Raw genomic sequence first — 23,111 nt, forward strand, 5'->3', positions numbered from 1 at the left:
CGTAAGCCTGCGCCGTAGCCTGCTGCTACCACGTCTACGGTCTGCTATTGGTCAAACAAAAACCCCGGCGTCTGAACTGACGCCGGGGTTTTTCCTTGTCGCTGAGGCTTATCGTTCAGACCGAATAGTACATGTCGTATTCGACCGGATGCGGGGTCATTTCGAAGCGCATCACTTCGGCCATCTTGAGCTCGATGTAAGAGTCGATCTGGTCGTCGTCGAAGACGCCGCCGGCCTTCAGGAAGCCGCGGTCCTTGTCCAAGCTTTGCAGCGCTTCGCGCAGCGAACCGCAGACGGTCGGAATCTTCTTCAGTTCCTTCGGCGGCAGATCGTAAAGATCCTTGTCCATCGGCTGTCCCGGGTGGATCTTGTTCTTGATGCCGTCGAGGCCGGCCATCAGCATGGCGGCGAAAGCGAGGTAGGGGTTCGCGCCTGGATCGGGGAAGCGGACCTCGACGCGCTTGGCTTTCGGCGACGAGCCGAACGGAATGCGGCAGGAGGCGGAACGGTTGCGCGCGGAGTAGGCGAGCAGCACCGGGGCTTCATAGCCAGGCACAAGGCGCTTGTAGGAGTTGGTCAGCGGGTTGGTGAAGGCGTTGATGGCCTTGGCGTGCTTGATAATGCCGCCGATGTAGAACAGGCACGACTCCGACAGGCCGGCATATTCATTGCCGGCGAAGGTCGGCTTGCCGTTCTTCCAGATCGACTGGTGGACGTGCATGCCCGAGCCGTTGTCGCCGAAAATCGGCTTCGGCATGAAGGTGGCCGTCTTGCCATAGGCGTTGGCGACCTGGTGCACGACATATTTGTAGATCAGCATCTTGTCGGCGTTGCGGACCAGCGTGTCGAACTTGATGCCGAGCTCGTGCTGGGCAGCGGCAACCTCGTGATGGTGTTTTTCGACGCGCACGCCCATTTCGGCGAGCACGGTCAGCATTTCGGAGCGCATGTCCTGCGCGCTGTCGATCGGCGGCACAGGGAAGTAGCCGCCCTTGACGCGCGGGCGGTGGCCGAGATTGCCGGTCTCGTAGTCGGTGTCGTCATTGGACGGAAGTTCGGTCGAGTCCAGCTTGAACCCGGTGTTGTAGGGATCGGCCTTGTACTTGACGTCGTCGAAGACGAAGAACTCGGCTTCGGGGCCGACATAGATGGTGTCGCCGATGCCTTCGGCCTTCATGTAGGCCTCGGCCTTCTTGGCAGTGCCGCGCGGATCGCGGTTGTAGGATTCGCCGGAGACCGGATCGAGAATGTCGCACAGGATGACCATGGTCGACTGGGCGAAGAACGGATCCATGTGGACGGTGTCCGCATCGGGCATCAGCACCATGTCGGACTCGTTGATCGCCTTCCAGCCGGCGATCGAGGAGCCGTCGAACATGACGCCGTCGGCGAACATGTCTTCCTCGACCTCGATGACATCCATCGTCACGTGCTGCAGCTTGCCCTTCGGATCGGTGAAGCGCAGGTCGACGAATTTCACGTCGTTGTCCTTGATCTGCTTCATGATGTCTTTGGCTGTCGTCATGTCGTTTCTTCCCTGTGTGATGACGTTTCGAGGAGACGTTAATCTGAAATCAGAAAGCTCAGACGGCGTCCATCCCCGTTTCGCCGGTGCGGATGCGAACGACCTCCTCGATGTTGGAGACGAAGATCTTGCCGTCGCCGATGCGGCCGGTCTGCGCCGCCTTGCGGATGGCTTCGATGGCGCCTTCGACGGCGTCGTCGCCCAGCACCACTTCGATCTTCACCTTGGGCAGGAAGTCGACGACATATTCGGCGCCGCGATAGAGTTCGGTATGGCCTTTCTGGCGGCCAAAGCCCTTAGCCTCGGTGACGGTAATGCCTTGCAGACCGGCCTCCTGAAGCGCTTCCTTCACTTCGTCTAGCTTGAACGGCTTGATGATCGCTTCGATCTTTTTCATGTAAAAAGTGGCCTCCACTGCCAAAAAAACGGGTTGTGCGCCCCGCTTGCGCCTCCATCAAGCACGAACTGTGCCAATTTCAGCCCACGCGAAGCGGTTTCGCGCAATTCCAATGCCGCGCCGCGCCGGGATGCACATTCGCGTCATCCTCTGCTTCGGCTGCGGCAAAGCTGCCCGAAGCCTACACATTGCCGCTTCGGGCGTCTGCACGATAATTAGGCAGATTGCGCATTTTGCAGGCCCGCGCGGAACCGTGCAGTTGGGCGGCCTGGCAGATTTGACCCATCATTCCCGGTGTGGGCATATCCGCGTCAACGACGCAGTGAAAGGTGGACGAATGAAGGGTGTATTTGGGCGCGTGCAGTCTTCACGTGGCTCTGCCGGCTCCGGTAGCGGTTCGACTGGTGGCGGACCACCGCGGGCCGTGGATTTTCCATGGCGCGACAAACCTGACAGCGCCGCCTGCAACTTTGCATTCGGACATTTGCGCGACAATCTTCCGCAGCTTTTGGCGGTGAATGGACGCATCCATGCCGAGACCATCGTTTCGGCTGCGGGAGCGATTGCCGGCTTTGCCGCGCAGTGCGCTCTGCTCAGCGGCCGCACACCCGAGCTAGACATCGTGACGACCAAGGACGGGTCGCGTTTCCTGTTCGGCGAGCCGCTGAACGAGATGCTCTTTGCCCGCGACGACAAGAAAGCTCCGGAGCGGCTCTGGAACCTCGCTGCCGGAACGGCGATCAACAACGGCCTGCCGCCGAATGGTATGCCTTCGCTCGAGGCCATGTTCGCCCATGTCTCGCAGACGCTGGGCGGCCCACTGGAGGGGCTGCCGTCGGTCGGCAAAAATCATCATCCGCATTTCCCGGTCAGGAAGCTGCTTGGATTTGCATGGCCAGTGGCGGTGACGTGTCTGACCGGCCGTCTGCCGAATGCGACAATTGTCTATGGCGAGGCCGATGTGACCAATTGGCCGGCCATCACCGCCAATGTGGCGGCATTGATTCTCGGTCAGGCCAAGGATTTGCTCGACCCGAAGCTGGGTCTCACCATCGTCATGGAATCGGCGATCTATGCCTCAAAGCTCGATCCCGGCCTCGTGTCCGGCCGAGCTCCCGACGCTGCCACGCAAGGCGGATGAACCGAAGGACGTACCAGCGATGGGTTTGCCAGCCGGCGCCAAATTGGAACTGCTGTCGCCGACCGAGATGGCGGAGACCGACCGGTTGGCAATCGCGGCCGGTCCACTGGACGGCTATGGCCTGATGAAGCGCGCCGGCGAAGCGGTCGCTGCTGTGGTGTTGGCGCGCTACCCCGCCGCGAGCCGCGTGCATGTGCTGTGCGGCCCCGGCAATAATGGCGGCGACGGCTATGTCGTGGCGCGGTTGCTGGCGGAGACCGGTGTCGAAGTCGCGCTGTGGACATCAGGCGAACCGAGGGTAGGCAGCGATGCCGCGATCGCCGCGACCCAATGCCTGCTGGAGCGCAAGCCGCTAGCGGCTTTTGCCGCCGAGCCCGGCTCGTTGATTGTCGATGCTCTCTATGGCGCGGGCCTATCCAAGGACCTTTCGGGCGATGCCGCACGCGCGGTCGACAGTGCTGCCCGCCTGTCTGTTGTCGCCGTCGATTTGCCTTCAGGTGTCTCAGGTGACAGCGGCGACATTCTCGGCACGGCATTTCGTGCCGACATCACCGTCACCTTCGCGCGCAAGAAACCGGGGCATCTGCTGTTGCCCGGCCGGGACCGATGCGGCGAGATCGTCGTCGCCGATATCGGCATTGGCGACGACATCATCGCCCAGGTCGCGCCGCGCGCATTCGAAAACAAGCCGGCGTTCTGGCTCGACGCGTTGCCGGTGCCGGCCGTCGATGCACACAAATACAAACGCGGCCATGTCGGCGTCTTCTCCGGCGGACCGTCGGCGACGGGTGCGGCGCGGTTGGCCGCACTTGCCGCTGCAAGAAGCGGGGCAGGGGCCGTGACCATGCTGTCTCCCGCCAATGCCATGCAGGTGAACGCCACGCATCTGACCGCGATCATGCTGCGCAAGGCCGACGCTATCGAGGACGTGCAAGACTTTCTCGGCGATCGCCGGTCGTCGAGCTTTGTCCTCGGCCCGGGCTTTGGTGTTGGTGACAAGGCGCGCGATTTCGCCCTCGCCGTGCTCGGCAGAGCACGGCAAGAGGGTGGTGTTGAAGGGTTGGTGCTCGATGCCGACGGCATCACGTCTTTCCGCAACGCGGTCTCAACGCTGTTCGAGGCGGCCGGCAGGCCGGATGCGCCAGCATTGGTCATGACGCCGCATGAGGGCGAGTTCGGCCGACTGTTTCCCGACATCGCCGACGACAAAAGTCTGTCCAAGCTCGCCAAGGCGCGCGCAGCCGCTGAACGAGCCAACGCCATCATGGTCTACAAGGGCGCCGACACCGTCATCGCGGCGCCGGACGGCCGCGCGGTGATCAACGCCAATGGTGCACCATGGCTCGCCACCGCCGGTTCCGGCGACGTGCTGGCGGGCATTGTCGCCGCGCTGCTGGCGCAGGGCATGCAGGCATTCGAGGCCGCCTGCGCAGCGGTCTGGATACACGCCGAGGCCGGCAGCCGCTTTGGACCCGGTCTGATCGCCGAGGATCTCCCGCTGGCCCTGGTGCCGGTGCTGCGTGAACTTGTCGAGGCACGGCAGAAGGTGCCGATCGGATGAAGCGTTTCGCGCTCGCCATTGCAGCCATCATCGCGCTGTTCGCCTCGCATGGCGTGCGCGCTGAGCAGCCGGTGACCATCGTCGACGATCCGGCGGTGCTCGCCGCCCTCGATGCCAAGGGGTTTGGCTTCGCCGGCATTTTCGCCGTCGACGGCGCGGACGATCTGAAGACGCTCTACAGTGAGGTGCCGGCCTATCGTGCTGTTGTCGACATGGTGGCGGCCGATATTGCCACGCTGCGGGCCGAGATAAAGGCCGGCGGGCGCACGCTCTACGAGGTGACCGACGGCAATGTCGGCCGCATCATGGATATGCGCTGGCTGAAGACCGAGGCCGCGCGCTTCCGCCTGGTCGGCGTCGTCAACCGGCTGGACCGGCGTGATTTCACCGCGCTGCAAGGCGACAAGAGCTGTGGCGAGGTGCGCTTCATCTATCGCCTGGCCTACAGTTTCCGCAAGAACGGCAAGGTTTTGGCATCGCGGCTGCCATTCAATTTCAACGCCGTCTACAGCGTGGCGCCGGATGCCGATGGCGGCTGCGTCGGCGTTGCCGGGCGCTGGACACCGCAGATCGACGAAAACGTCGATGCCGGCTGGCTGGCCGGCGGTTCGCTGGCACCGGAGGAACTGACGTTCAAGCAGCTTGAACTCAATGCGCAGGTGGTGCGTTTTCCCTCGGGACAGGAGACCCAATTCGGCGGGCAGGCGGCCTATCTGATGCGGATCTTCGGTATCGATGGCGCTGCCATCAGCGAGAAGCCGCTGGAGAATACGCCTGACGTTGCGCGGCTCTCGGATGATGCCGCACTGAAGAAAGGGCTCGCCGACTACGTCAGCGCCAATGTCGCGGCCATCGATCTCGGCGTCTACGAAATCCCCGACGAATTCCTGGCCAAGAAAATCATCTCGTGGTCGACCTTCGGCAGCGCGAGACGGGCCAACCATCCGTTCACGCCGCTGTTCCAGCCAGCGGATTTCGCCGGCTTGGACTATGCGGCGCTAAAGCTGGTGCGGACACCGGAGGCGCTGGTCGAGCGGCTGGACAATGGCGCCTGCCAGGGCTGCCACCAGGCGGGCTCGACGGCCGGCTTTCACTTCATTGGCCTCGACGACAAAACGACGTCGCCTCTCAACCGGATCGAGGTCGGCATCTCGCCGCATCTCCATGCCGAGATTCCGCGACGTGAGGCCTGGCTGCGCGCGACGGAAGAAGGCAAGGAGCCGAACCGCTACCGGCCGCTGTCCTTCGCGCCGCCAGCGACATGGACCGATGCCGGCGATGTCGACTACGCCCCGGCCGAGATGGCGATGCCGTGCCTGATGCCGGATGATGCAAAACGCTTCGGCGCGACCTGGCAATGCGGTGGCGGCACCGTCTGCACGCCGCTCGCGACGGCTTCAGGCGTGCATACCGCGTTGGCGCAATGTCTGTTGCCCACGGACAGTCCAAAGATGTTTTCGGGCCATCCCTGCCTGACCGGGTCGATCGCCAGCAACCCGTCTCAGCCGTTCAACGACCGCTACAAGATCACCGGCCAGTTCGCGGCTTTTGCGCCGACCTTTTCGCGGACCGCCTACACCTGCCGGCCACCGAAAATCGGCGTACCGGCAGGCATCGCTTATCGCGCCTGCGACGACAAGGACCGCAGCTTCGCCGCATTCAAGACGGGCAAGCCGATGCCATCGGAAATTTGCGGCATGGTCGGCGGCAAGAAATTCGACACCTGCGTCGCCACCAACAATTTCGACCAGTGCCTCGGCGGCGCGGTCAACCGCGGCAACCGTCCAGCCTGCTCGGCTGATCATTTCTGCCGCGAGGACTATATGTGCCAGTCGCTGCCGCCGGACACGCCGGGTGCTGCCAAGGTGAAAGGCATCGGCTACTGCTCGCCGACCTATTTCATCTTCCAGATGCGCATCGACAATCACGCGACGCCCTGGGCGAGCGCGACCAGCGCCCCCAGGAATGCGGGGTTCGGGGCGGCGGAAGAGGAGTGAGCCTGCGAGTTGGGCGACCACCAGTTCAGCGCTGGAGATAGTCTTCCATCCGCGCAGTCCATTTGGTGTCGAATTCCGAAATGTGGCGCTGTGCTACGCTCGAGTTCAGCAGCGTCGAGAGCGCGGTCACGGCGATCGGGTCCAGGTCGGGCGGCTCCGTATAGCCAAGCGCCGCCAGCCGTTGAGCCCATGATGGATGGGTGGACTTTGCGTCATCCGGGCTTGCCCACGCCTTGCGGGCGCAAACATCGAGGCAAATGGGTTCTCGCAGCTGGCCGGCAGCTTCCAGCATGCGCTCGAGCGGCGGTCGCGGCGGACGCAAAGCACCTCGTAATTCATGCTGCAAAGGGTCATAGACCGTCTCCGTGAAATGCACGTCTGCCGTGGCAAGAAGCAACAGCGCGCGTGCGGCGTGCTCGGCGTCGCCGGAGGATGCCGCGTGTCGATCTGCCTTGATCTCCGCTTCGCGCGAAAGCCGGATTTCTTCCCGCTCGAACGATTGCGACAGCCAGCCGATAGCGGCGTGGAGCAGGCTGCCTGTGATCGTGGTTCCGGGCGGGGCATACTCGAAGACAAATCCGAAACCGTTTTCGAACTCAGCGAGATTGAGGCTGCCATTGGTATCCTTGTTGCGCACATGCGCGTCCTCATGGGCAAGGATCGCGGCAAGCGCTCTTTCATCGGTCACTGCGAGGAGAGGGATGCCAATGGTTAGAAACAGCCGATTGCCGAGAAGGCCGAGAAGCGTGCGCTCTTCGCGCACGCTGGCGTTCAGGTTGCCCTCTAGTATGACAACCGTGCGCGCAGCACGGCGCGGTCCGGCGATGCTCCGCCACAGCGCCCACAGGCCGGGCGCTTCTGCTTCACTGACGCCTTTGATCTTGCTGCGTCGGAAGCCCGCAAACAATGTGCCGAACAGAAATGCCATGGCCGTGGTGGCGATCGGCATGACGACAAAGCCGCCGGCGATAAACCAGATCGGATGGTTGTCGAGCAGGGACATCCAGACGCACAAGATGACGAGGGCGGGAACAACGAAAAACAGGACCGTGAACCTGCCAAACCGCCGACCGGCGCTGATGATCAGTCGCGACATTGGATGTTACAACGGGATGTTGTCGTGCTTCTTCCAAGGGTTCTGCATGTCCTTGTTGCGCAGCATGCGCAGTGCCCGGGCAATGCGGCGGCGGGTCGAATGCGGCATGATCACCTCGTCGACATAGCCGCGTTCGGCGGCGACGAAGGGCGACAGGAAACGGTCCTCGTAAGCCTTTGTGTGAGCTGCGATCTTTTCGGCGTCGCCGATATCCTTGCGGTAGATGATCTCGACCGCGCCTCTCGCCCCCATCACCGCGATCTGCGCCGTCGGCCAGGCATAGTTCATATCGCCGCGCAGATGTTTTGAGGCCATCACGTCATAGGCACCGCCATAGGCTTTGCGGGTGATGACGGTGATTTTCGGCACGGTTGCCTCGGCGTAGGCAAACAAGAGCTTGGCGCCGTGCTTGATCAGTCCGCCATATTCCTGCGCGGTGCCGGGGAGGAAGCCGGGGACGTCGACGAACGTGACGATGGGAATGGAAAAACAGTCGCAGAAGCGCACGAAGCGCGCCGCCTTGCGGCTTGCGTCGGAATCGAGCACGCCGGCCAGCACCATCGGCTGGTTGGCGACGAAGCCGACGGTGCGGCCTTCGACGCGGCCGAAACCGGTGACGATGTTCTTGGCAAAGTTCTGCTGGATCTCGAAGAAATCGCCTTCATCGGCAACTTTGAGGATCAGCTCCTTGATGTCGTAAGGCTTGTTGGCGTTGTCCGGGATCAGCCGGTCGAGCGACAGATCATGGTCGGTGACCGACTGGTAGCATTCGACCTCCGGAAGCTCCGACGTGTTGGACGCCGGCAGCAGATCGACCAGCCGACGCATCTGCAACAGCGCCTCGACGTCATTGTCGTAGGCGCCGTCGGCGATCGAGGATTTCGTCGTGTGGACGGACGCGCCGCCAAGGCTCTCGGCGGTCACCGTCTCGTTGGTGACGGTCTTCACCACATCCGGCCCGGTGACGAACATATAAGAGGTGTCGCGCACCATGAAGATGAAGTCGGTCATCGCAGGCGAATAGACGTCGCCGCCGGCGCACGGGCCCATGATCACGGAAATCTGAGGAATGACGCCGGATGCGAGCACGTTGCGCTGAAAGATCTCGGCATAGCCGCCTAGCGCCGCCACGCCTTCCTGGATGCGGGCGCCGCCGGCGTCGTAGATGCCGATGATCGGCGCGCGGTTGCGTAGCGCCATCTCCTGCACCTTGATGACCTTTTCGGCATGAGCCTCCGACAGCGAGCCGCCGAAGACGGTAAAATCCTTGGCGAAGAGATAGACCGGACGGCCATTGACGGTGCCCCAGCCGGTGACGACACCATCGCCGGCGATCTTGGTTTTCTCCATGCCGAAGTCGGTCGAGCGATGCTCGACATACATGTCGAACTCCTCGAACGAGCCTTCGTCGAGAAAGACATCGATGCGCTCGCGCGCGGTGAGCTTGCCCTTCTTGTGCTGGGCGTCGATGCGGGCCTGGCCGCCGCCCATGCGGGCGATCTCGCGGCGGCGCTCAAGTTCCTTCAGCACGTCCTTCATCGCTCGGTCCCCAGAAATGGCAGCTGCCTTTGTGGTAATGATGGCTGCAGGCGTGCGCAAGCGCCGCTTTCGCAGTCGATTTTGCTGCGCTGCAACATGTGGCCCCTTGCATTCCGGAGCGAACTCAGCCATATGCAGCCCATAGGCGCTTGGGCCGGAGATTCCGGCCTTCTCGACAAATGAGACTGGTTGCGTCTGTTTTCCCTCTTTCCGGTATATCGGCCCCTCTTTCCGATACATCGCGAAGTGGCGAAAGAGCCCCGTGGCATGACGCCTGCGGGCACGACAGCGCAGCCGAGTGGACGTTTCCGTCCGCCCGCCTTGTCGTTTCATATCAAATTTTTCGACGGCAGGTTGCGCCCTGCCGCCATCGATGTTTGCGGCCAAGACCGCGTGAAAGAAGACTATTTTGACCAACGAAAACACCTCAGCCGGTAACGCGATCTCGACCGGCAACACTGCGGACCTCACCGGTTTCGCAGCTCTTGGGATCACGGGCGCGCTGCTCAAGGCGACGCATGGCGCCGGCTTCACCGAGCCGAAGCCGATCCAGACGCAGGCGATCCCGCCGCAGATGGAAGGCCGTGATATCTTCGGCATCGCCCAGACCGGCTCCGGCAAGACCGCGGCCTTCGCGCTGCCGATCCTGTCGAAGATCATCGCGCTCGGCACCAAGCGCCGGGCCAAGACCACCCGTGCGCTGATCCTGGCGCCGACGCGCGAACTCGCCGTCCAGATCGAGGACACCATCAAGATCCTCGCCAAGGGCGCGCATGTCTCAACCGCTCTCGTGCTTGGCGGCGTCTCGCGCTTCAGCCAGGTGAAGAAGGTTGCGCCCGGCGTCGACATCCTGATCGCCACGCCCGGCCGCCTGACCGACCTGGTGCGCGAGGGCGACCTCATCCTCTCCGACACCAAATGGCTGGTGCTCGACGAGGGCGACCGCATGCTCGACATGGGCTTCATCAACGACGTCAAGCGGATCGCCAAGGCGACCGCGCCCGACCGTCAGACGGTGCTGTTCTCGGCCACCATGCCCAATGAAATCGCCGAACTGGCGAAGGGCCTGTTGAAGAACCCGATCCGCGTCGAAGTCGCGCCGCAGAGCACCGCTGCTGCCGAAATCGTGCAGGGCGTTGTCTTTGCCCGCACCAAGCAGAAGCGCCAGGTGCTGTCGACGATGCTCGCCGACGAAGCGATGAAGTCCGTCATCATCTTCTCGCGCACCAAACATGGCGCCGACCGGGTGACCAAGGACCTCGAACGCGACGGCTTCAAGGCCGCCGTCATCCACGGCAACAAGTCGCAGAACGCCCGCCAGAAGGCGCTCAACGATTTCCGCGAGGGCTCGGTGCGCATTCTCGTGGCGACCGATATCGCGGCGCGCGGCATCGACGTCCCCGGCATCAGCCATGTGGTGAATTTCGACCTGCCGGATGAGGCCGAAAGCTATGTCCACCGCATCGGCCGTACCGGCCGTAACGGCATGGACGGCATCGCCATCACGCTTTGCGATCCTTCCGAAAACAGCAAGCTGCGTCAGGTCGAGCGCATCATCCGCAGCAAGCTGCCGATCGTTGCCGACCATCTCGGCAGCCCGGATCCGGTGCGCAATCCGGCCGAAAAGAACGAGCGCTTCGAGCCCGCCAATGATCGCAACGACCGCAATGGACGTCGCGACGGCAGGCGGCCCGGTGGCCAGAACAACGGCTTCGCCAAGAAGCGTTTTGGTGACAAGCCGGCCTTTGCGGGTGCAAGCGAGCGCAAGCCGGAAGGCGCCAAGGCCTTCAAGGGCAACAACAAGCGCCGCTTCGGCGGCAAGCGGCCCGCGGCGCGGGCTGCCTGATCAGACGAACCGGTCAGGCTCGTCGAGCCTGGCTTGATTGCTGACGATTGAATATGAGGACGGCCGGGGCAATGCTTCGGCCGTCCTTTTTCGTTTAGGGCTGCCCGGCAATTGCCTGAACCCACACGACGATCCGCTGCGCCAGGAATGCCGTGGTCGAGGGCGACAGCGCGTCGCCGGCAATGACGTGGTTGTCGGGATCGCCATTGTCGTCGACGGGCACCAGTTCATGCGGTGCGCCCCAGCGGCCGGCGATTTCGCGGGTGCGATCCTGGCGCACCACCTTGTCGGAATCCGAGAAGATGAACAGCGCCGGTATGGTTGCCTTCTCCACAGGCGCTGCGTAGGCAAGGTTGGTCAGCGCCGCCATCGGTAGCACGGCTGCCATTGGATATGTGTGCGTCCAGAGTTTCTCGTGCAGCGCGTTGCGGGTCGGAAAGCTGCGCTCCTTGCCGCCGACGAACTCGGCGATCTGCCTGCCCCAGGGCATGGTCAGCAGCTCGGCGCCTGCAGCCCTGACGCCGAAATTCGGCGAGATGAATGCGATCGCAGCGACGCCGTCCGATGCGCCAGGCTCAGTCGCCGCCCATGCCGCCAGCGATCCACCGGTCGAGGTGCCGATGACGATCACCTTGTCGCCGATGGCCCGGCCGATGGCGAGCGCCTCCTCATAGTCGTTGATCCAGGCATTGACGCTGCCTTGCGCCATAGCAGCGCCGTCCTGACCATGACCGGTGAGGCGGGTGTAGAAAAGGTTGGCGTCGAGTTGGTCGGCGACCTCGTCGGCCAGCGGGCGAACCTCGCCCTTCGATGCCGAAAAGCCATGGATATAGACGATCGCCAATGGCGTCTTGGCGTGAACCATCGGATCGGCCCAGATGATTTCTTTCTCGAGCGCGTCGCGGACGTTGGGCACGGTAGCCTCTTCACGCGCGATATACGCTTGCGGATCGTCGCCGATCACCTTGGGGTCGAAGCTGATTGTTGTGTCGACGGGAACGCGCGGACCAAGCAGGAGGGCCAGGACAAGGATGATGACGACGCCCAGCACCGCAAGCACGATCCGTCGCCCCATCTCAGACACCACAACAATTCTAAAGCCTATGGCGGCCGGTGCAGTCAGGCAACAGCCGGGCTGTGGACAGCTATTCGTTCGGCGGCTTGCGGTCGAAATTCAGCGGCCGCCCTGTCCAGCGGGTCGCCGTGCTGATGAACCACCGGCAGACTGGCCTTGGCAGCAGTGCCAGCAGCTTCAGCCCCCAACTCAGCCGGTGAGGGAAGGTAACCTCAAAGCCGCCATGCTCGATGCCGCGCAGCATGCGGCGCGAGGCGCGGTTGACCGGCATCAGTCCCGGCATTGGCAGCATGTTCTTTTCGGTCAGCGGCGTGTCGATGAAGCCCGGATTCATCACCTGGATCCGGACATTCATCTTGTCGAAATCGTATTTCAGCGACTCGGCCAGGATGTTGATCGCCGCCTTCGAGCCGCCATAGGCCGCCGTGGTCGGCCAGCCGAAATAGGCGGTAACCGATCCGACAAGCACGATATGGCCGCGCGCACGGATGCGCATGCGCTCCATGAGCGGGACGAGGCCATTGATGATACCGAAATAGTTGACCTCGAAGGTCTGGCGAAAGTCGCGGACCCTGAGGTCTTCGCCGGGCGTGGCGATGTAGTTGCCGGCGTTAAAGACGGCGAGCACGATCGGCCCGAGCTCCTTTTCAATCGCCGCCACCGTGCTTGCCATGCGCGGCTCATCGGTGACGTCGCAAGGGTAGGCGGCGACACGTCCCGGCATCTGCGCCGTCTCGACGATGAGCGCGTCGAGTGGGTCGCCGTCGAGTGCGGTGACCGCGACGACAAAGCCCTTTGACGCGAGGTCTTTGGCCAGCGCACGGCCGATGCCGCTGCTGCCGCCGGTTATCCAGGCGACGCCGTGCTTCGGGTTGGCCCGGTAAAGTGTCATTCTGCGCCCTGCCGATCTGTCATTAGTGCTCTAGCGGTGAAAAAATCGAATGAAAAGAGCGCTTTTCCGTACTGGCCGAAATGATAGTCATCGCGCTTTGTGCGGCCGCGGGAGATTGCAGTGCCCGAAATGCGACTGGACCAGGCGAATTCTTGCCTTGAAACGCACGCTTCGGGTTTCTAGGGTCTCGCCGCAGCTACATAAGGAATCCCGGATGCCCCGTTCTGTGATCGAAGCGATCGGCAACACGCCCCTGATCCGCCTCAACAAGGCCTCGGAGCAGACCGGCTGCGAGATCCTGGGCAAGGCCGAGTTCATGAACCCCGGCCAGTCGGTCAAGGATCGCGCAGGCCTGTTCATCATCCGCGACGCCGAACAGCGCGGGCTGTTGAAGCCGGGCGGGGTCATCGTCGAAGGCACGGCCGGCAATACCGGCATCGGCCTGACGCTGGTTGCCAAGGCGCTGGGCTATCGCACAGTGATCGTCATTCCCGACACCCAGAGCCAGGAAAAGAAGGACACGATCAAGCTGCTTGGCGCCGAGCTGATCGAAGTGCCGGCGGTGCCTTACAAGAACCCCAACAACTACGTGAAACTGTCGGGGCGGCTAGCCGAGCAGATGGCGAGGTCGGAGCCGAACGGCGCGATCTGGGCCAACCAGTTCGACAACGTTGCCAATCGCGACGGCCATATCCGCACCACGGCGGAAGAAATCTGGACGCAGACCGGCGGCAAGGTCGACGGTTTCGTCTCGGCGGTGGGTTCGGGCGGAACGCTGGCCGGCGTCGCCTTCGGGCTGAAGGCCAGGAGCAGCAACGTCAAGATCGCGCTCGCCGATCCGCTAGGTGCGGCGCTCTATTCCTTCTACACGAGTGGCGAATTGAAGTCCGACGGCAGCTCGATCACCGAAGGGATAGGGCAGGGGCGCATCACGGCAAATCTCGATGGGTTCACGCCGGACTTCTCGTTCCAGGTGCCGGACGAGGAAGCGCTGCCGATCGTCTTCGACCTGATCCAGGAAGAAGGCCTGTGCGTCGGCGGTTCGACCGGCATCAACATTGCCGGCGCGATCCGGCTGGCGCGCGAGCTTGGCCCCGGCCACACCATCGTGACCATCCTTGCCGACTATGGCACGCGCTACCAGTCGAAGCTGTTCAACCCGGAATTCCTGCGCGAGAAGAACCTGCCGGTGCCGGGCTGGATGGATGAGCGCAGCACAATTTCGGTGCCGTATGAGAAGGTCGCCTGATGGCGCACAGAACAGAAGCGCTGTTTCGCGACGACGCCTATCTCAGAGCGGCTGACGCCACCGTTGTCGCCATCAACGAGCGCGGCGGCATCATTCTCGACCGGACCATCTTCTATGCCACATCGGGCGGCCAGCCTGGCGATACCGGCACATTAGAGCGCGCCGACGGCAGCCGCATCGCCATTGCCGCCACCATCACCGGCGAGACCAAGGACGAGATCATCCATGTGCCGGCGCCGGAGCAACCGGCACCCGAGGTCGGCGAGCAGGTGAAACTCGCCATCGGCTGGGAGCGGCGGCATCTCCTGATGCGCATGCACGCAGCTTGCCATTTGCTCACCGTAGTCTGTCCGTTTCCGATTACCGGTGCTGCGGTTTCCGAAGATGACAGCCGCGTCGACTTCGACGCTCCCGATGCCGGCTTCACCAGGGAAGACGTCACCGCCGGGCTGATGGAGCTGGTGCGAGCCGATCATCCGATCTTCGTCAGGCTGATCACCGACGAGGAACTGGCAGCCAATCCTGGCCTGGTGAAATCCAAGAATGTCCGGCCGCCCGCCGGCACCGGCAAGATCCGCCTGGTCTGCATCGGCGACAACGCTTCGATCGACAGCCAGCCCTGCGGCGGCACCCATGTCAAAAGCACCGGCGAAGTCGGTGAAATCCATATCGGCAAGATCGAGAAGAAGGGCCGCGAAAACCGGCGTTTTCGCATTCGCTTCGGACCGCTGCCGGTGGCTTGAACGAACCATGATCCCGAAAAGTGGAAGCCGGTTTTCGGGGAAGATCATGGTCAACAGGAAGCAATGCTTCGCCAAGGCGGAGCAGGAGAAGAACAATGGCCGATGACAGCCCTTTCACCGTCGATGCGGACTGGTTGCAGAGCCGTCTTGGCGAGCCCGGCCTGACGATCGTCGATGCATCCTGGTATCTGCCGGCGCAGAAGCGCGATGCGCGCGCCGAGTATGAGGCTGCGCATATTCCGGGCGCGCGATTCTTCGATCATGATGCGGCCTCCGATCCTGATGCCAAGCTGCCGCACACGCTGCCCTCGCCACAGCATTTCGCGCAATATGTAGGCGCCATGGGAATTTCGGCCGACGACACCATTGTCGTCTATGACGGTCCGGGTTTCTTCTCGGCGCCGCGCGCCTGGTGGATGTTCCGCGTCATGGGCGTGTTCCAGGTCTATGTGCTCGACGGCGGCTTCGACCGCTGGAAGGCGGCGGGCCGGCCGGTGACGGCGGAGCCGACCAAGATCGCGCCGAATGTGTTTCATGCCGATTTCGATGCCGCTCGCGTCGCCAGCCTTGCCGACATGCGCCGCATCGTCGAGACTGGCGAGAGCCAGATTGCGGACGCCCGAGGCGCGGGCCGCTTCACCGGCGCCGAGCCAGAGCCCCGCGCGGGTGTTCGCTCCGGCCACATGCCCGGCGCGCACAATTTGCCTTATTCGGCGCTGTCAGAGGATGGCGCGCTGTTGTCGAAGGACCAGTTGCGCAAGGCCGTTGAGGATGCCGGTATCGATCTGTCGAAACCGGTCGTCACCTCTTGCGGTTCCGGCATCACGGCGGCTGTCGTCACTCTGGCGCTGGAGACGCTCGGCCACACCGACAACCGGCTCTACGACGGCTCATGGACGGAATGGGGCGGGCTGGCAGACACGCCCGTGGTGACGGGCAAGGAATGATGGCGATGGAAAATGGCGCGCTGGACGACATCGAGGTTACGGTCACGTTTCTGGAAATGCATGTGCCGCCGGCCTATTCGCCGCCGTTGCCCTACAACAGGCAAATCGCGCTGCTCAGGACCAAGGACATTCCGCTGCATTTCTACCGCTATCTGATGGATCGGGTCGGACGCAAATGGCACTGGGTCAATGTGCTGAGGCTGGACGATGACGAGCTTGCCGCCGGCGTCCACCGCGAGGACCGCGACATCAGGGTGCTTTATCTCGACGGCGCGCCGGCCGGGTTCTTCGACCTCAAGCCGCATTTTCCAGAGGAAGTCGAACTCGCTTATTTCGGCATGATGGAACATGCGACCGGGCAAGGCATCGGCCGTTGGTTCCTCGGTGCGGCGATTGCCGCAGCATGGTCGTATGGGCCGAAACGGGTAACGGTGCAGACCTGCACGCTCGACCATCCGGCTGCCTTGCCGCTCTACCAGAAGCTCGGTTTTGCGCCGGTGGCGCAAAAGAAGGAGACCGTGCACCCGCTGTCGTTCGCCGAGCGCTCGGCCAGCGTCATGCGGCCGTGACTTTCTCCGACTGAAGGCCGAACCGACCGTTCATGGCGAGGAATTCCTGCTCGTGCGGACCCAGGACGAGAACTGGCGCAGGCGCCGGGTGACGCTGCGCCGCTTCGACGATTTCATCCGCTGAGCCGGCGCGGGACCTGCCCAATGCCGAAGCAGTCCGGCCTGAGACTGGCCGGGCTGCTGACAGTTGACAGGAATCGGGTGGGAAGTACCTCGGCGGGGGCATAATTTCCGGTCAACCACACCGGAGATTTAGCCATGACCGTCCAGTTCAAAGCCTTGCCGACAGAAGATGTGAGAGCGCTGCAGCGCGGCGGGCCGGACGCCTACGGGCAAACGCCGGAGCGGAAGGTTTCAGATGGCGACGGGGTGCCGTGCCGGCATTGCCTAAGAAACGTCGCCGAAGGCGATGGCTATCTGATCATGGCCTATCGGCCGTTTCCGGCGTTGCAGCCTTACGCCGAGACAGGACCGATCTTCCTGCATGCGCAGGAATGCGAACGCGCAGCCGAAACGGAAGCGCTTCCAGAGATGCTTGAGAGCAGCGACTATATCGTGCGTGGCTATGGTGCCGATGACCGTATCGTCTATGGCAGCGGCGGCGTCATCCCGACGGGCGCCATTGCGGCGCGGGCAGAGACGCTGTTTGAGCGCGATGACATCGCCTATGTCCACGTCCGCTCGGTGCGCAACAATTGTTATCAGTGCCGCATGGAGCGTGTCTGACAAAAAGATGCCCGCCGGTGGTCTGGCGGGCAGTTGGGAACCGTGTGACGGCACGAGCCGTCAAGTTGGCATCCCTGTCTGCGCATGTTTTTCGATTGCCTGATGTGAAGCACTTCACATAGCGTCCGCGATCGTCGCCGGCGTGGCGGCGCGCCGATTGCCGGTGCGCTGTCGCACTCCCTTCGCATTCGTCCGTTAAAGCATGAGTGTCGATGGATTTGCCGACCGCGGATGAACCGGCGGGGATCTCGACAACCGAGGAAGCGGGGCTTTGGCTCCGCTTTTTTGTTGTCCGTCAGCCTGTTCAATGCCGATGTTAAGATTTTGCGCAAAGAAAAAGCCCGCCGGAATTGACCGACGGGCTTTGACGTTGCCGGAGCGGCTTTTAGTTGAATTTATACTTCGCGCCAAGGCGAACGGTCTGGAAAGAAGGCTCGTCGGTGAGGAAGCCGCCCGAACCGAAATCCTCTTTCTCATACTGCGAATAGCGGTATTCGAGGCCCAGCGTCATGTTGCTGGAGACGGCCGTTTCCAGGCCGCCACCGATCGAGAAGCCGCTCGAACCCCAGTCGGTAATGTCGCCGCCAGGCGAAGCATGCAGGTCGAAATGCTGCCAGCTATAGCCGCCGATGACATAGGCCAGAGTCGAACTCGTTGACCTTGGCGCCGATGCGGGCCAGGGCATCGAAGCCATAGTCGGCATCGCCCTTAATGGAGCCGCCGAAGAGATCCAGCTTCGAGCGAATGCCGGAATAGCGGGCATCAAGCAGCACGCCGGCGACCCATCCGCCGAAATCATGGTCGTAACCGATGCTCGCCTCGCCGAACACGCCTTCGCCACCGATGCCATCCAACTCGAGGGCACCGCCCAGCGTCAGGTCATGTACCACCGTGCCGGCGCCAAGCGCGCCGCCGACATAGAAGCCGGTCCAGTTGTAGGTCGGAGCAGCAAACGAGGCCCCGCCGCCATTCTGGGCGCCGAAGCGGTAGTTGGCCGCGATGTGGAAGGTGTGGCTGGATGGCTCGACATCCAGAGAGGTTCCCGGGCCGCCAATAATGCCGAGGTCAGCCACCGAGTCGTCGCCATAGTTGGCGTAGCGGTACTCGGTCTTAATCGTCCAGTTGCCGCGCAGCACGGTTTCCATGCCAACGCCGACGACATAGCCGCCACGGTTCTCCGTGAAATCGAGACCGTCGGCAAAGCCCGAACCCTCGAGCTTGAAATGGTTCCAGGTGTAGCCGCCGAGCACATAGCCGAGTGTATCGGGGTTCAAGAGATAGCCGGCGCGCAAGCCGACGTCGAAGCCATAAGCGTTCGTCAGGTCGATATCAGCGCCCGGAAGGCTGATCGACGGACCGATATTCCCGATGTTGGCGTCGATGAAGCCGCCAAGCAGGAAGCGCTCGGAGACCATATAGTCGTAGCCGGCGGTGATTTCGCCAAACACGCCGTTGCCGCCGATCCCGTTGAAGTCGATCACCGGGTCGACGCTGATGCGATGCACGGTGGCGCCGAAGCCGCCGCCGATGCCGACATAGGCGCCGCTCCAGTTGAAACCGGCAGGTTCTTCCACCGGCTGCACAACATCGGCGGCATGCGCTACCGATATCAAAGCCATTGCCGAAACGGCCCCGAGAAGAACGGATTTAGCAGAGATGAACATTTTAGCCCCTTAGCATAAGAACAAACCCGTCCGTGTTCTAACAGGACGCTCGCCAATATTGGAATGACAAAAATGCCACATCGGCAGGCAAAAGCACCGCCAAGCCGGGCCGTTTCGCCGTGATGTTGCCTTAGAGCCCGCAATTTGTGAGCACGCGGCCAATAAAAAACCCGCCGGCGCAACCGGCGGGTGAGGGAGGCAGAACTGCTTGAGTCGATTAAGGCGTCTGGTCAGGCAGCCAGAACCACTTTCGGTTCGACCAGCTCATAGCCGAGTGCTTCGGCGACGGCGCGATTGGTGATCTTGCCCCTGTGGACATTGAGGCCGTTGCGCAAATGGTGGTCGTCGACCAGTGCCTTCAGGCCCTTGTCGGCCAGCTGCAGGCCATAATGCAGCGTCGCGTTGTTGAGCGCGTGCGCCGAGGTCACCGGCACGGCGCCCGGCATGTTGGCGACGCAGTAATGGATCACGCCGTCGACCTCATAGGTCGGCTCGGCATGGGTGGTGGCGTGCGAAGTCTCGAAGCAGCCGCCCTGGTCGATAGCGACGTCGACCAGCACCGAGCCCTTCTTCATGCCCGACAGCATTTCGCGAGTGACCAGCTTGGGTGCAGCAGCACCCGGGATGAGCACGGCGCCGACGACGATGTCGGCCGAGAAGCATTCTTCCTCAAGCGCCTCGACTGTGGAGTAGCGGGTGTGGACGCGGCCGGTAAAGAGGTCGTCCAGCTGGCGCAGGCGCGGGATCGAGCGGTCGATGATGGTGACGTCGGCGCCGAGGCCGACCGCCATGCGGGCGGCATGCAGGCCGACGACGCCGCCGCCGAGCACCGTGACCTTGCCGGGCAGTACGCCGGGCACGCCGCCGAGCAGCACGCCGCGGCCACCATTGGCCTTCTGCAGCCCGGTCGCGCCGGCCTGGATCGACAGGCGGCCGGCAACTTCCGACATCGGCGCCAAGAGCGGCAGGCCGCCGCGGTCGTCGGTTACGGTCTCATAGGCGATTGCGGTGACGCCGGACGCGAGCAGGCCCCTGGTCTGCTCCGGATCCGGGGCCAGGTGCAGATAGGTGTAGAGGATCTGGCCCTCGCGCAGCTGCGCCCATTCGTTGGGCTGCGGCTCCTTGACCTTGACGATCATGTCGGACTTGGCGAACACGTCGGCGGCGGTCCTGGCGATGGTGGCGCCGGCGGCGCGGTAGGCATTGTCATCGGCGCCGATGCCGGCGCCGGCGCCGCTTTCGACCAGCACTTCATGGCCATGCGCGACATATTCGCGGACGGAGCCCGGCGTCAGGCCGACTCGGTATTCGTGGTTCTTGATTTCCTTGGGGCAGCCGACGCGCATAGTCTTCTCCTGATCCGGCCCTTCGGGCTCGTTCCCTGTATCAACCGAGTGAACCACGAATCGTTGCGCAGGTGTTTGCGAATGCGCTTGCGCGAGGTGACGTGTTTCGATAATCGTTGCGCGAAATTGCATAATTTTCGCAGGAATCACTCTAAATGCCGCTCGACAGGATCGATATCGCCATTCTCGAGGCACTGCAGAAGGATGGGCGCATACCCAATGCGGCGCTCGCTGAAAGGGTCGGCCTGTCGCAATCGGCCTGTTCGCGCCGGCTCGACAATCTGGAGAAATCCGGCACCATCCGCGGCTATCACGCCCGGCTTTCGAATGCAGCGCTCGGCCACCAGATGACGGCGATCGTGCACATATCGCTGTCGGGGCAGTTCGAAAAGACGCTGTCGGATTTCGAGGCGGCGATCAAGCGCTGCCCGAATGTGCTGTCGTGCCACCTGATGTCGGGCGAATACGACTATATCCTGCGCATCGCCGCCAAGGATCTGGTCGACTATGAGCGCATCCACAAGGAGTGGCTGTCGGCGATGCCGCACGTGACCAAGATCAATTCGTCGTTTGCCCTGCGCGAGATCGTCGATCGCACGGCGATGGGCATGAAGCCGGAACTGGCCTAGCCCTGAGCAGTCTCGGTCACCAGCCTATCCATTGGGATGTCGTGCGGCTGCGGGTAGATGGTGGCTATGCGCTGCAGTTCGTAGCCGACGCCGATGACCAATGGCTTGAACGGCATGGCAGCCAGCGTGCGGTCGAAGAAGCCACCGCCATAGCCCAGGCGGTAGTTTCGCGGGTCGATGCCGACGATCGGCGAGATGACGACGTCGGGCAGCACCGGGTCGCCTTCGGCGGGGATAGGGATGTTCCAGACGCCTTTTTCCAGCCGGTCGCCAGGCACATAAGCGCGGAAGATCAGCGGCTGGCCCTTCTCGATGACGACTGGCAGTGCCGTGCGGCCGCCGCGCTGGTTGATCGACGCCATCCACGACCGCAGGTCCGGCTCGCCGCGAAACGGCCAGTACAGGCTGACCATGCGGCCGGCAATGTCGCCGATTGCCGCGTCGAGGCCTTCGGTGATAGCCCGCGACATCGCCACCCGCGCATCGGCCGAAACCGCCAACCGTGCCGCGATCAGACGCTCGCGCTCGGCCTTGCGCCAACGGCGCACATCGGTCCAGTCGGTCAATGGCGCGCGAAATTCCGGATCGAGTTCGTGCATGAAGCAAGGCGGCGAAGAATATTGCGCCCGCCCTTTGCGATCTTTGTCATCGTCGTTGGCCATGCTTCACTCCCGTGGTTCCAGCCCCTGCAAGGCTATACCCGTCCAGGCTTGCCGACATAGGCATTCGCGACATCCGGCGACGAGTCCTGGGCAGCCTTACGCGCGGCAGTCTAGCGCGCCGCGACATTGTTGCGGTGCACAAAAATCACTAGATAAAGAGAGACAAACAGGGGTGAATGCGATGAGTGAAACCAGCCATCATGTCGTTGTCGTCGGCGCAGGGTTCGGCGGTCTCGAACTCACCCGGGCGCTGGCCGGCGCACCCGTGCGCATCACCATGGTCGACAAGCGCAACCATCACCTTTTCCAGCCGCTGCTCTACCAGGTGGCGACCACCTCGCTGGCGACCTCGGAAGTTGCCTGGCCGATCCGTCATCTGCTGCGCAAGCGCGAGGACGTGACGACCCTGCTCGGCAACGTCACCGGCGTCGACCGTCCAGGCAAACGCGTGCTGCTTGAGGACGGCAGTTCTGTTCCCTACGACACGCTGGTGCTCGCCACCGGCGCGCGTCATGCTTATTTCGGCCACGACGAATGGGAGCCTTTCGCGCCCGGGCTGAAGACGCTCGAAGACGCAACCACCATTCGGCGGCGCATCCTGCTCGCCTTCGAGCAGGCCGAGCGCGAGACCGATCCGGCCAAGCGCCAGGCACTGCTGACACTGGTCATCGTCGGCGGCGGCCCGACCGGCGTGGAGCTTGCCGGCACCATTGTCGAACTCGCGCATGAAACGCTGCGCGGCGAATTCCGCAACATCGACACGCGTGAGGCGCGTGTGGTGCTGGTCGAGGCCGGAGACAGGATCCTCGCCAATTTCGCGCCAAAGCTGTCCGACTATGCGCGCAAGGCGCTGGAGCGGCGGGGCGTCACGGTCGAGCTTGGCCGCGCCGTCACGCGCCTCGATGCCGAAGGCGTCGTCTTTGGCGATACGCATCTGCCGGCGCGAACCATCCTGTGGGCCGCCGGCGTGGCGGCTTCCCCCGCGGGAGAGTGGCTGGGCGCGCCGGTGGACCGGGCGGGCAGGGTAATGGTCGAGCCCGATCTGACCGTGCCGAACAGTCCTGAAATCTTCGTCATCGGCGACACCGCGCATGTCTTGCGGCCGGACGGCAAACCGGTGCCCGGCGTGGCGCCCTCGGCCAAGCAGGAGGGCAAGCATGTCGCCGCGACGATCAGGGCGCGGCTGGCCGGCGATGGCGCGCCGCGGCCTTTCCGCTACAAACATGCCGGCGACCTGGCGACGATCGGCAAGTGGGCAGCCGCGATCGATTTCGGCTCGATCAAGCTCACGGGATGGCTTGCCTGGTGGCTGTGGGGCGTGGCGCATATCTACTTCCTGATCGGTTTCCGCAACCGGCTCTCGGTGTCGCTTAGCTGGCTATGGATCTATTTCACCGGCCAGCGCAGCGCGCGGCTGATCACCCAGGGCGACGATGACAAGGGCTGAGGTTCTCAACCGCGGCCAAGGATATTCATCCAGCCGTCACCTTTTGCTGATCGACTGACT

General features: G+C 63.1%; 21 protein-coding genes and 1 pseudogene. 12 read left to right on the plus strand and 10 right to left on the minus strand.

Annotation, left to right across the window (positions count from 1 at the left end; all coding sequences use genetic code 11):
* Window positions 1-115: 115 nt before the first annotated feature.
* On the minus strand, window positions 116-1,525 hold the full coding sequence (gene glnA / locus ACYG9Y_RS10365) for a type I glutamate--ammonia ligase (protein WP_023672775.1): 1,410 nt from the start codon (window positions 1,523-1,525) through the stop codon (window positions 116-118).
* A gap of 58 nt (window positions 1,526-1,583) precedes the next feature.
* Window positions 1,584-1,922: a P-II family nitrogen regulator gene (locus ACYG9Y_RS10370; RefSeq protein WP_006205430.1), complete on the minus strand. Its 339-nt coding sequence runs from the start codon at window positions 1,920-1,922 to the stop codon at window positions 1,584-1,586.
* Between the two features lie 7 nt (window positions 1,923-1,929).
* On the opposite strand from ACYG9Y_RS10370, the gene ACYG9Y_RS10375 reads away from it, so the two are divergent.
* From ACYG9Y_RS10375 to ACYG9Y_RS10385, 3 genes are read left to right on the plus strand one after another with little or no spacing between them, the layout of a single operon-like run.
* On the plus strand, window positions 1,930-3,063 hold the full coding sequence (locus ACYG9Y_RS10375) for a hypothetical protein (RefSeq protein ID WP_156942335.1): 1,134 nt from the start codon (window positions 1,930-1,932) through the stop codon (window positions 3,061-3,063).
* Window positions 3,064-3,082: 19 nt separating this feature from the next.
* Window positions 3,083-4,624 carry a bifunctional ADP-dependent NAD(P)H-hydrate dehydratase/NAD(P)H-hydrate epimerase gene (locus ACYG9Y_RS10380; protein ID WP_031253422.1) on the plus strand — a complete coding sequence of 514 codons (1,542 nt, stop codon included), beginning with the start codon at window positions 3,083-3,085 and terminating at the stop codon, window positions 4,622-4,624.
* On the plus strand, window positions 4,621-6,621 hold the full coding sequence (locus ACYG9Y_RS10385; RefSeq protein WP_023734051.1) for a hypothetical protein: 2,001 nt from the start codon (window positions 4,621-4,623) through the stop codon (window positions 6,619-6,621). The genes ACYG9Y_RS10380 and ACYG9Y_RS10385 overlap by 4 nt, the downstream gene beginning before the upstream one ends.
* 25 nt (window positions 6,622-6,646) lie before the next feature.
* On the opposite strand, the gene ACYG9Y_RS10390 is transcribed toward ACYG9Y_RS10385, so the two are convergent.
* Window positions 6,647-7,717 (minus strand): M48 family metallopeptidase, encoded by a 1,071-nt coding sequence (locus tag ACYG9Y_RS10390; protein WP_023738895.1) that lies wholly within the window; start codon window positions 7,715-7,717, stop codon window positions 6,647-6,649.
* Between the two features lie 6 nt (window positions 7,718-7,723).
* On the minus strand, window positions 7,724-9,256 hold the full coding sequence (locus tag ACYG9Y_RS10395) for an acyl-CoA carboxylase subunit beta (protein WP_023738894.1): 1,533 nt from the start codon (window positions 9,254-9,256) through the stop codon (window positions 7,724-7,726).
* Window positions 9,257-9,665: 409 nt separating this feature from the next.
* On the opposite strand from ACYG9Y_RS10395, the gene ACYG9Y_RS10400 reads away from it, so the two are divergent.
* Window positions 9,666-11,102 carry a DEAD/DEAH box helicase gene (locus ACYG9Y_RS10400; protein ID WP_031193338.1) on the plus strand — a complete coding sequence of 479 codons (1,437 nt, stop codon included), beginning with the start codon at window positions 9,666-9,668 and terminating at the stop codon, window positions 11,100-11,102.
* Between the two features lie 94 nt (window positions 11,103-11,196).
* Here ACYG9Y_RS10400 and ACYG9Y_RS10405 read toward each other — a convergent pair whose 3' ends face one another.
* Window positions 11,197-12,177 (minus strand): alpha/beta hydrolase, encoded by a 981-nt coding sequence (locus ACYG9Y_RS10405; RefSeq protein ID WP_023713249.1) that lies wholly within the window; start codon window positions 12,175-12,177, stop codon window positions 11,197-11,199.
* A gap of 70 nt (window positions 12,178-12,247) precedes the next feature.
* Complete coding sequence (locus tag ACYG9Y_RS10410; RefSeq protein WP_023710548.1) at window positions 12,248-13,069, minus strand: SDR family oxidoreductase; 822 nt, start codon at window positions 13,067-13,069, stop codon at window positions 12,248-12,250.
* 214 nt (window positions 13,070-13,283) lie between these two features.
* On the opposite strand from ACYG9Y_RS10410, the gene ACYG9Y_RS10415 reads away from it, so the two are divergent.
* From ACYG9Y_RS10415 to ACYG9Y_RS10440, 6 genes and pseudogenes are all read left to right on the plus strand, one after another.
* Window positions 13,284-14,318 (plus strand): cysteine synthase A, encoded by a 1,035-nt coding sequence (locus ACYG9Y_RS10415; RefSeq protein WP_023738892.1) that lies wholly within the window; start codon window positions 13,284-13,286, stop codon window positions 14,316-14,318.
* Window positions 14,318-15,061: an alanyl-tRNA editing protein gene (locus ACYG9Y_RS10420; RefSeq protein ID WP_023738891.1), complete on the plus strand. Its 744-nt coding sequence runs from the start codon at window positions 14,318-14,320 to the stop codon at window positions 15,059-15,061. Before ACYG9Y_RS10415 ends, ACYG9Y_RS10420 begins: the two co-directional genes overlap by 1 nt.
* Window positions 15,062-15,156: 95 nt before the next feature.
* Entirely contained in the window at window positions 15,157-16,008 is an 852-nt protein-coding gene (gene sseA, locus ACYG9Y_RS10425) for a 3-mercaptopyruvate sulfurtransferase (RefSeq protein WP_023738890.1), read from the plus strand.
* Window positions 16,009-16,013: 5 nt separating this feature from the next.
* The gene (locus ACYG9Y_RS10430; protein ID WP_023738889.1) at window positions 16,014-16,577 is read left to right on the plus strand and encodes a GNAT family N-acetyltransferase; all 564 of its coding nucleotides are present in this window, start codon (window positions 16,014-16,016) and stop codon (window positions 16,575-16,577) included.
* A gap of 19 nt (window positions 16,578-16,596) precedes the next feature.
* A pseudogene (locus tag ACYG9Y_RS10435) lies at window positions 16,597-16,701 on the plus strand (OmpA family protein); the annotation flags it as partial.
* 134 nt (window positions 16,702-16,835) lie between these two features.
* The gene (locus ACYG9Y_RS10440; RefSeq protein ID WP_023738888.1) at window positions 16,836-17,303 is read left to right on the plus strand and encodes a DUF1203 domain-containing protein; all 468 of its coding nucleotides are present in this window, start codon (window positions 16,836-16,838) and stop codon (window positions 17,301-17,303) included.
* A gap of 385 nt (window positions 17,304-17,688) precedes the next feature.
* Here the strand turns inward: ACYG9Y_RS10440 and ACYG9Y_RS10445 are convergent, their stop codons facing one another.
* The 3 genes from ACYG9Y_RS10445 to ald form a co-directional block, all read right to left on the minus strand.
* Entirely contained in the window at window positions 17,689-17,988 is a 300-nt protein-coding gene (locus ACYG9Y_RS10445; protein WP_460223118.1) for an outer membrane protein, read from the minus strand.
* Window positions 17,921-18,922 carry an outer membrane protein gene (locus ACYG9Y_RS10450; RefSeq protein WP_460223119.1) on the minus strand — a complete coding sequence of 334 codons (1,002 nt, stop codon included), beginning with the start codon at window positions 18,920-18,922 and terminating at the stop codon, window positions 17,921-17,923. Before ACYG9Y_RS10450 ends, ACYG9Y_RS10445 begins: the two co-directional genes overlap by 68 nt.
* Before the next feature lie 275 nt (window positions 18,923-19,197).
* Window positions 19,198-20,313 (minus strand): alanine dehydrogenase, encoded by a 1,116-nt coding sequence (gene ald, locus ACYG9Y_RS10455; RefSeq protein WP_023738886.1) that lies wholly within the window; start codon window positions 20,311-20,313, stop codon window positions 19,198-19,200.
* A 155-nt stretch (window positions 20,314-20,468) separates the two neighbouring features.
* Here ald and ACYG9Y_RS10460 point away from each other — a divergent pair, with 155 nt between their 5' ends.
* Entirely contained in the window at window positions 20,469-20,942 is a 474-nt protein-coding gene (locus ACYG9Y_RS10460; RefSeq protein ID WP_023668897.1) for an Lrp/AsnC family transcriptional regulator, read from the plus strand.
* Here the strand turns inward: ACYG9Y_RS10460 and ACYG9Y_RS10465 are convergent.
* Window positions 20,939-21,604, minus strand: a complete 666-nt coding sequence (locus ACYG9Y_RS10465) for a 5-formyltetrahydrofolate cyclo-ligase (RefSeq protein WP_023738885.1) — start codon at window positions 21,602-21,604, stop codon at window positions 20,939-20,941. The two genes, ACYG9Y_RS10460 and ACYG9Y_RS10465, sit on opposite strands and share 4 nt — an antisense overlap.
* 181 nt (window positions 21,605-21,785) lie before the next feature.
* Between ACYG9Y_RS10465 and ACYG9Y_RS10470 the strand changes: the two genes are divergently transcribed.
* Window positions 21,786-23,051, plus strand: coding sequence for an NAD(P)/FAD-dependent oxidoreductase (locus ACYG9Y_RS10470; protein ID WP_023696082.1), 1,266 nt, complete (start codon window positions 21,786-21,788; stop codon window positions 23,049-23,051).
* Window positions 23,052-23,111: the final 60 nt, after the last annotated feature.

The sequence above is a fragment of the Mesorhizobium sp. W050 genome (assembly GCF_054719535.1).

What these genes read in the sequence shown, in the direction of transcription:
- ACYG9Y_RS10430 (WP_023738889.1), top strand. Translation starts at nt 16,014, where the DNA reads ATGGAAAATGGCGCGCTGGACGACATCGAGGTTACGGTCACGTTTCTG.
- ACYG9Y_RS10420 (WP_023738891.1), top strand. Translation starts at nt 14,318, where the DNA reads ATGGCGCACAGAACAGAAGCGCTGTTTCGCGACGACGCCTATCTCAGA.
- ACYG9Y_RS10380 (WP_031253422.1), top strand. Translation starts at nt 3,083, where the DNA reads ATGGGTTTGCCAGCCGGCGCCAAATTGGAACTGCTGTCGCCGACCGAG.
- ACYG9Y_RS10465 (WP_023738885.1), bottom strand. Translation starts at nt 21,604, where the DNA reads ATGGCCAACGACGATGACAAAGATCGCAAAGGGCGGGCGCAATATTCT.
- ald (WP_023738886.1), bottom strand. Translation starts at nt 20,313, where the DNA reads ATGCGCGTCGGCTGCCCCAAGGAAATCAAGAACCACGAATACCGAGTC.
- sseA (WP_023738890.1), top strand. Translation starts at nt 15,157, where the DNA reads ATGGCCGATGACAGCCCTTTCACCGTCGATGCGGACTGGTTGCAGAGC.
- ACYG9Y_RS10460 (WP_023668897.1), top strand. Translation starts at nt 20,469, where the DNA reads ATGCCGCTCGACAGGATCGATATCGCCATTCTCGAGGCACTGCAGAAG.
- ACYG9Y_RS10440 (WP_023738888.1), top strand. Translation starts at nt 16,836, where the DNA reads ATGACCGTCCAGTTCAAAGCCTTGCCGACAGAAGATGTGAGAGCGCTG.
- glnA (WP_023672775.1), bottom strand. Translation starts at nt 1,525, where the DNA reads ATGACGACAGCCAAAGACATCATGAAGCAGATCAAGGACAACGACGTG.
- ACYG9Y_RS10450 (WP_460223119.1), bottom strand. Translation starts at nt 18,922, where the DNA reads ATGGCTTTGATATCGGTAGCGCATGCCGCCGATGTTGTGCAGCCGGTG.
- ACYG9Y_RS10445 (WP_460223118.1), bottom strand. Translation starts at nt 17,988, where the DNA reads ATGCCCTGGCCCGCATCGGCGCCAAGGTCAACGAGTTCGACTCTGGCC.
- ACYG9Y_RS10370 (WP_006205430.1), bottom strand. Translation starts at nt 1,922, where the DNA reads ATGAAAAAGATCGAAGCGATCATCAAGCCGTTCAAGCTAGACGAAGTG.
- ACYG9Y_RS10390 (WP_023738895.1), bottom strand. Translation starts at nt 7,717, where the DNA reads ATGTCGCGACTGATCATCAGCGCCGGTCGGCGGTTTGGCAGGTTCACG.
- ACYG9Y_RS10395 (WP_023738894.1), bottom strand. Translation starts at nt 9,256, where the DNA reads ATGAAGGACGTGCTGAAGGAACTTGAGCGCCGCCGCGAGATCGCCCGC.
- ACYG9Y_RS10385 (WP_023734051.1), top strand. Translation starts at nt 4,621, where the DNA reads ATGAAGCGTTTCGCGCTCGCCATTGCAGCCATCATCGCGCTGTTCGCC.
- ACYG9Y_RS10470 (WP_023696082.1), top strand. Translation starts at nt 21,786, where the DNA reads ATGAGTGAAACCAGCCATCATGTCGTTGTCGTCGGCGCAGGGTTCGGC.
- ACYG9Y_RS10405 (WP_023713249.1), bottom strand. Translation starts at nt 12,177, where the DNA reads ATGGGGCGACGGATCGTGCTTGCGGTGCTGGGCGTCGTCATCATCCTT.
- ACYG9Y_RS10415 (WP_023738892.1), top strand. Translation starts at nt 13,284, where the DNA reads ATGCCCCGTTCTGTGATCGAAGCGATCGGCAACACGCCCCTGATCCGC.
- ACYG9Y_RS10410 (WP_023710548.1), bottom strand. Translation starts at nt 13,069, where the DNA reads ATGACACTTTACCGGGCCAACCCGAAGCACGGCGTCGCCTGGATAACC.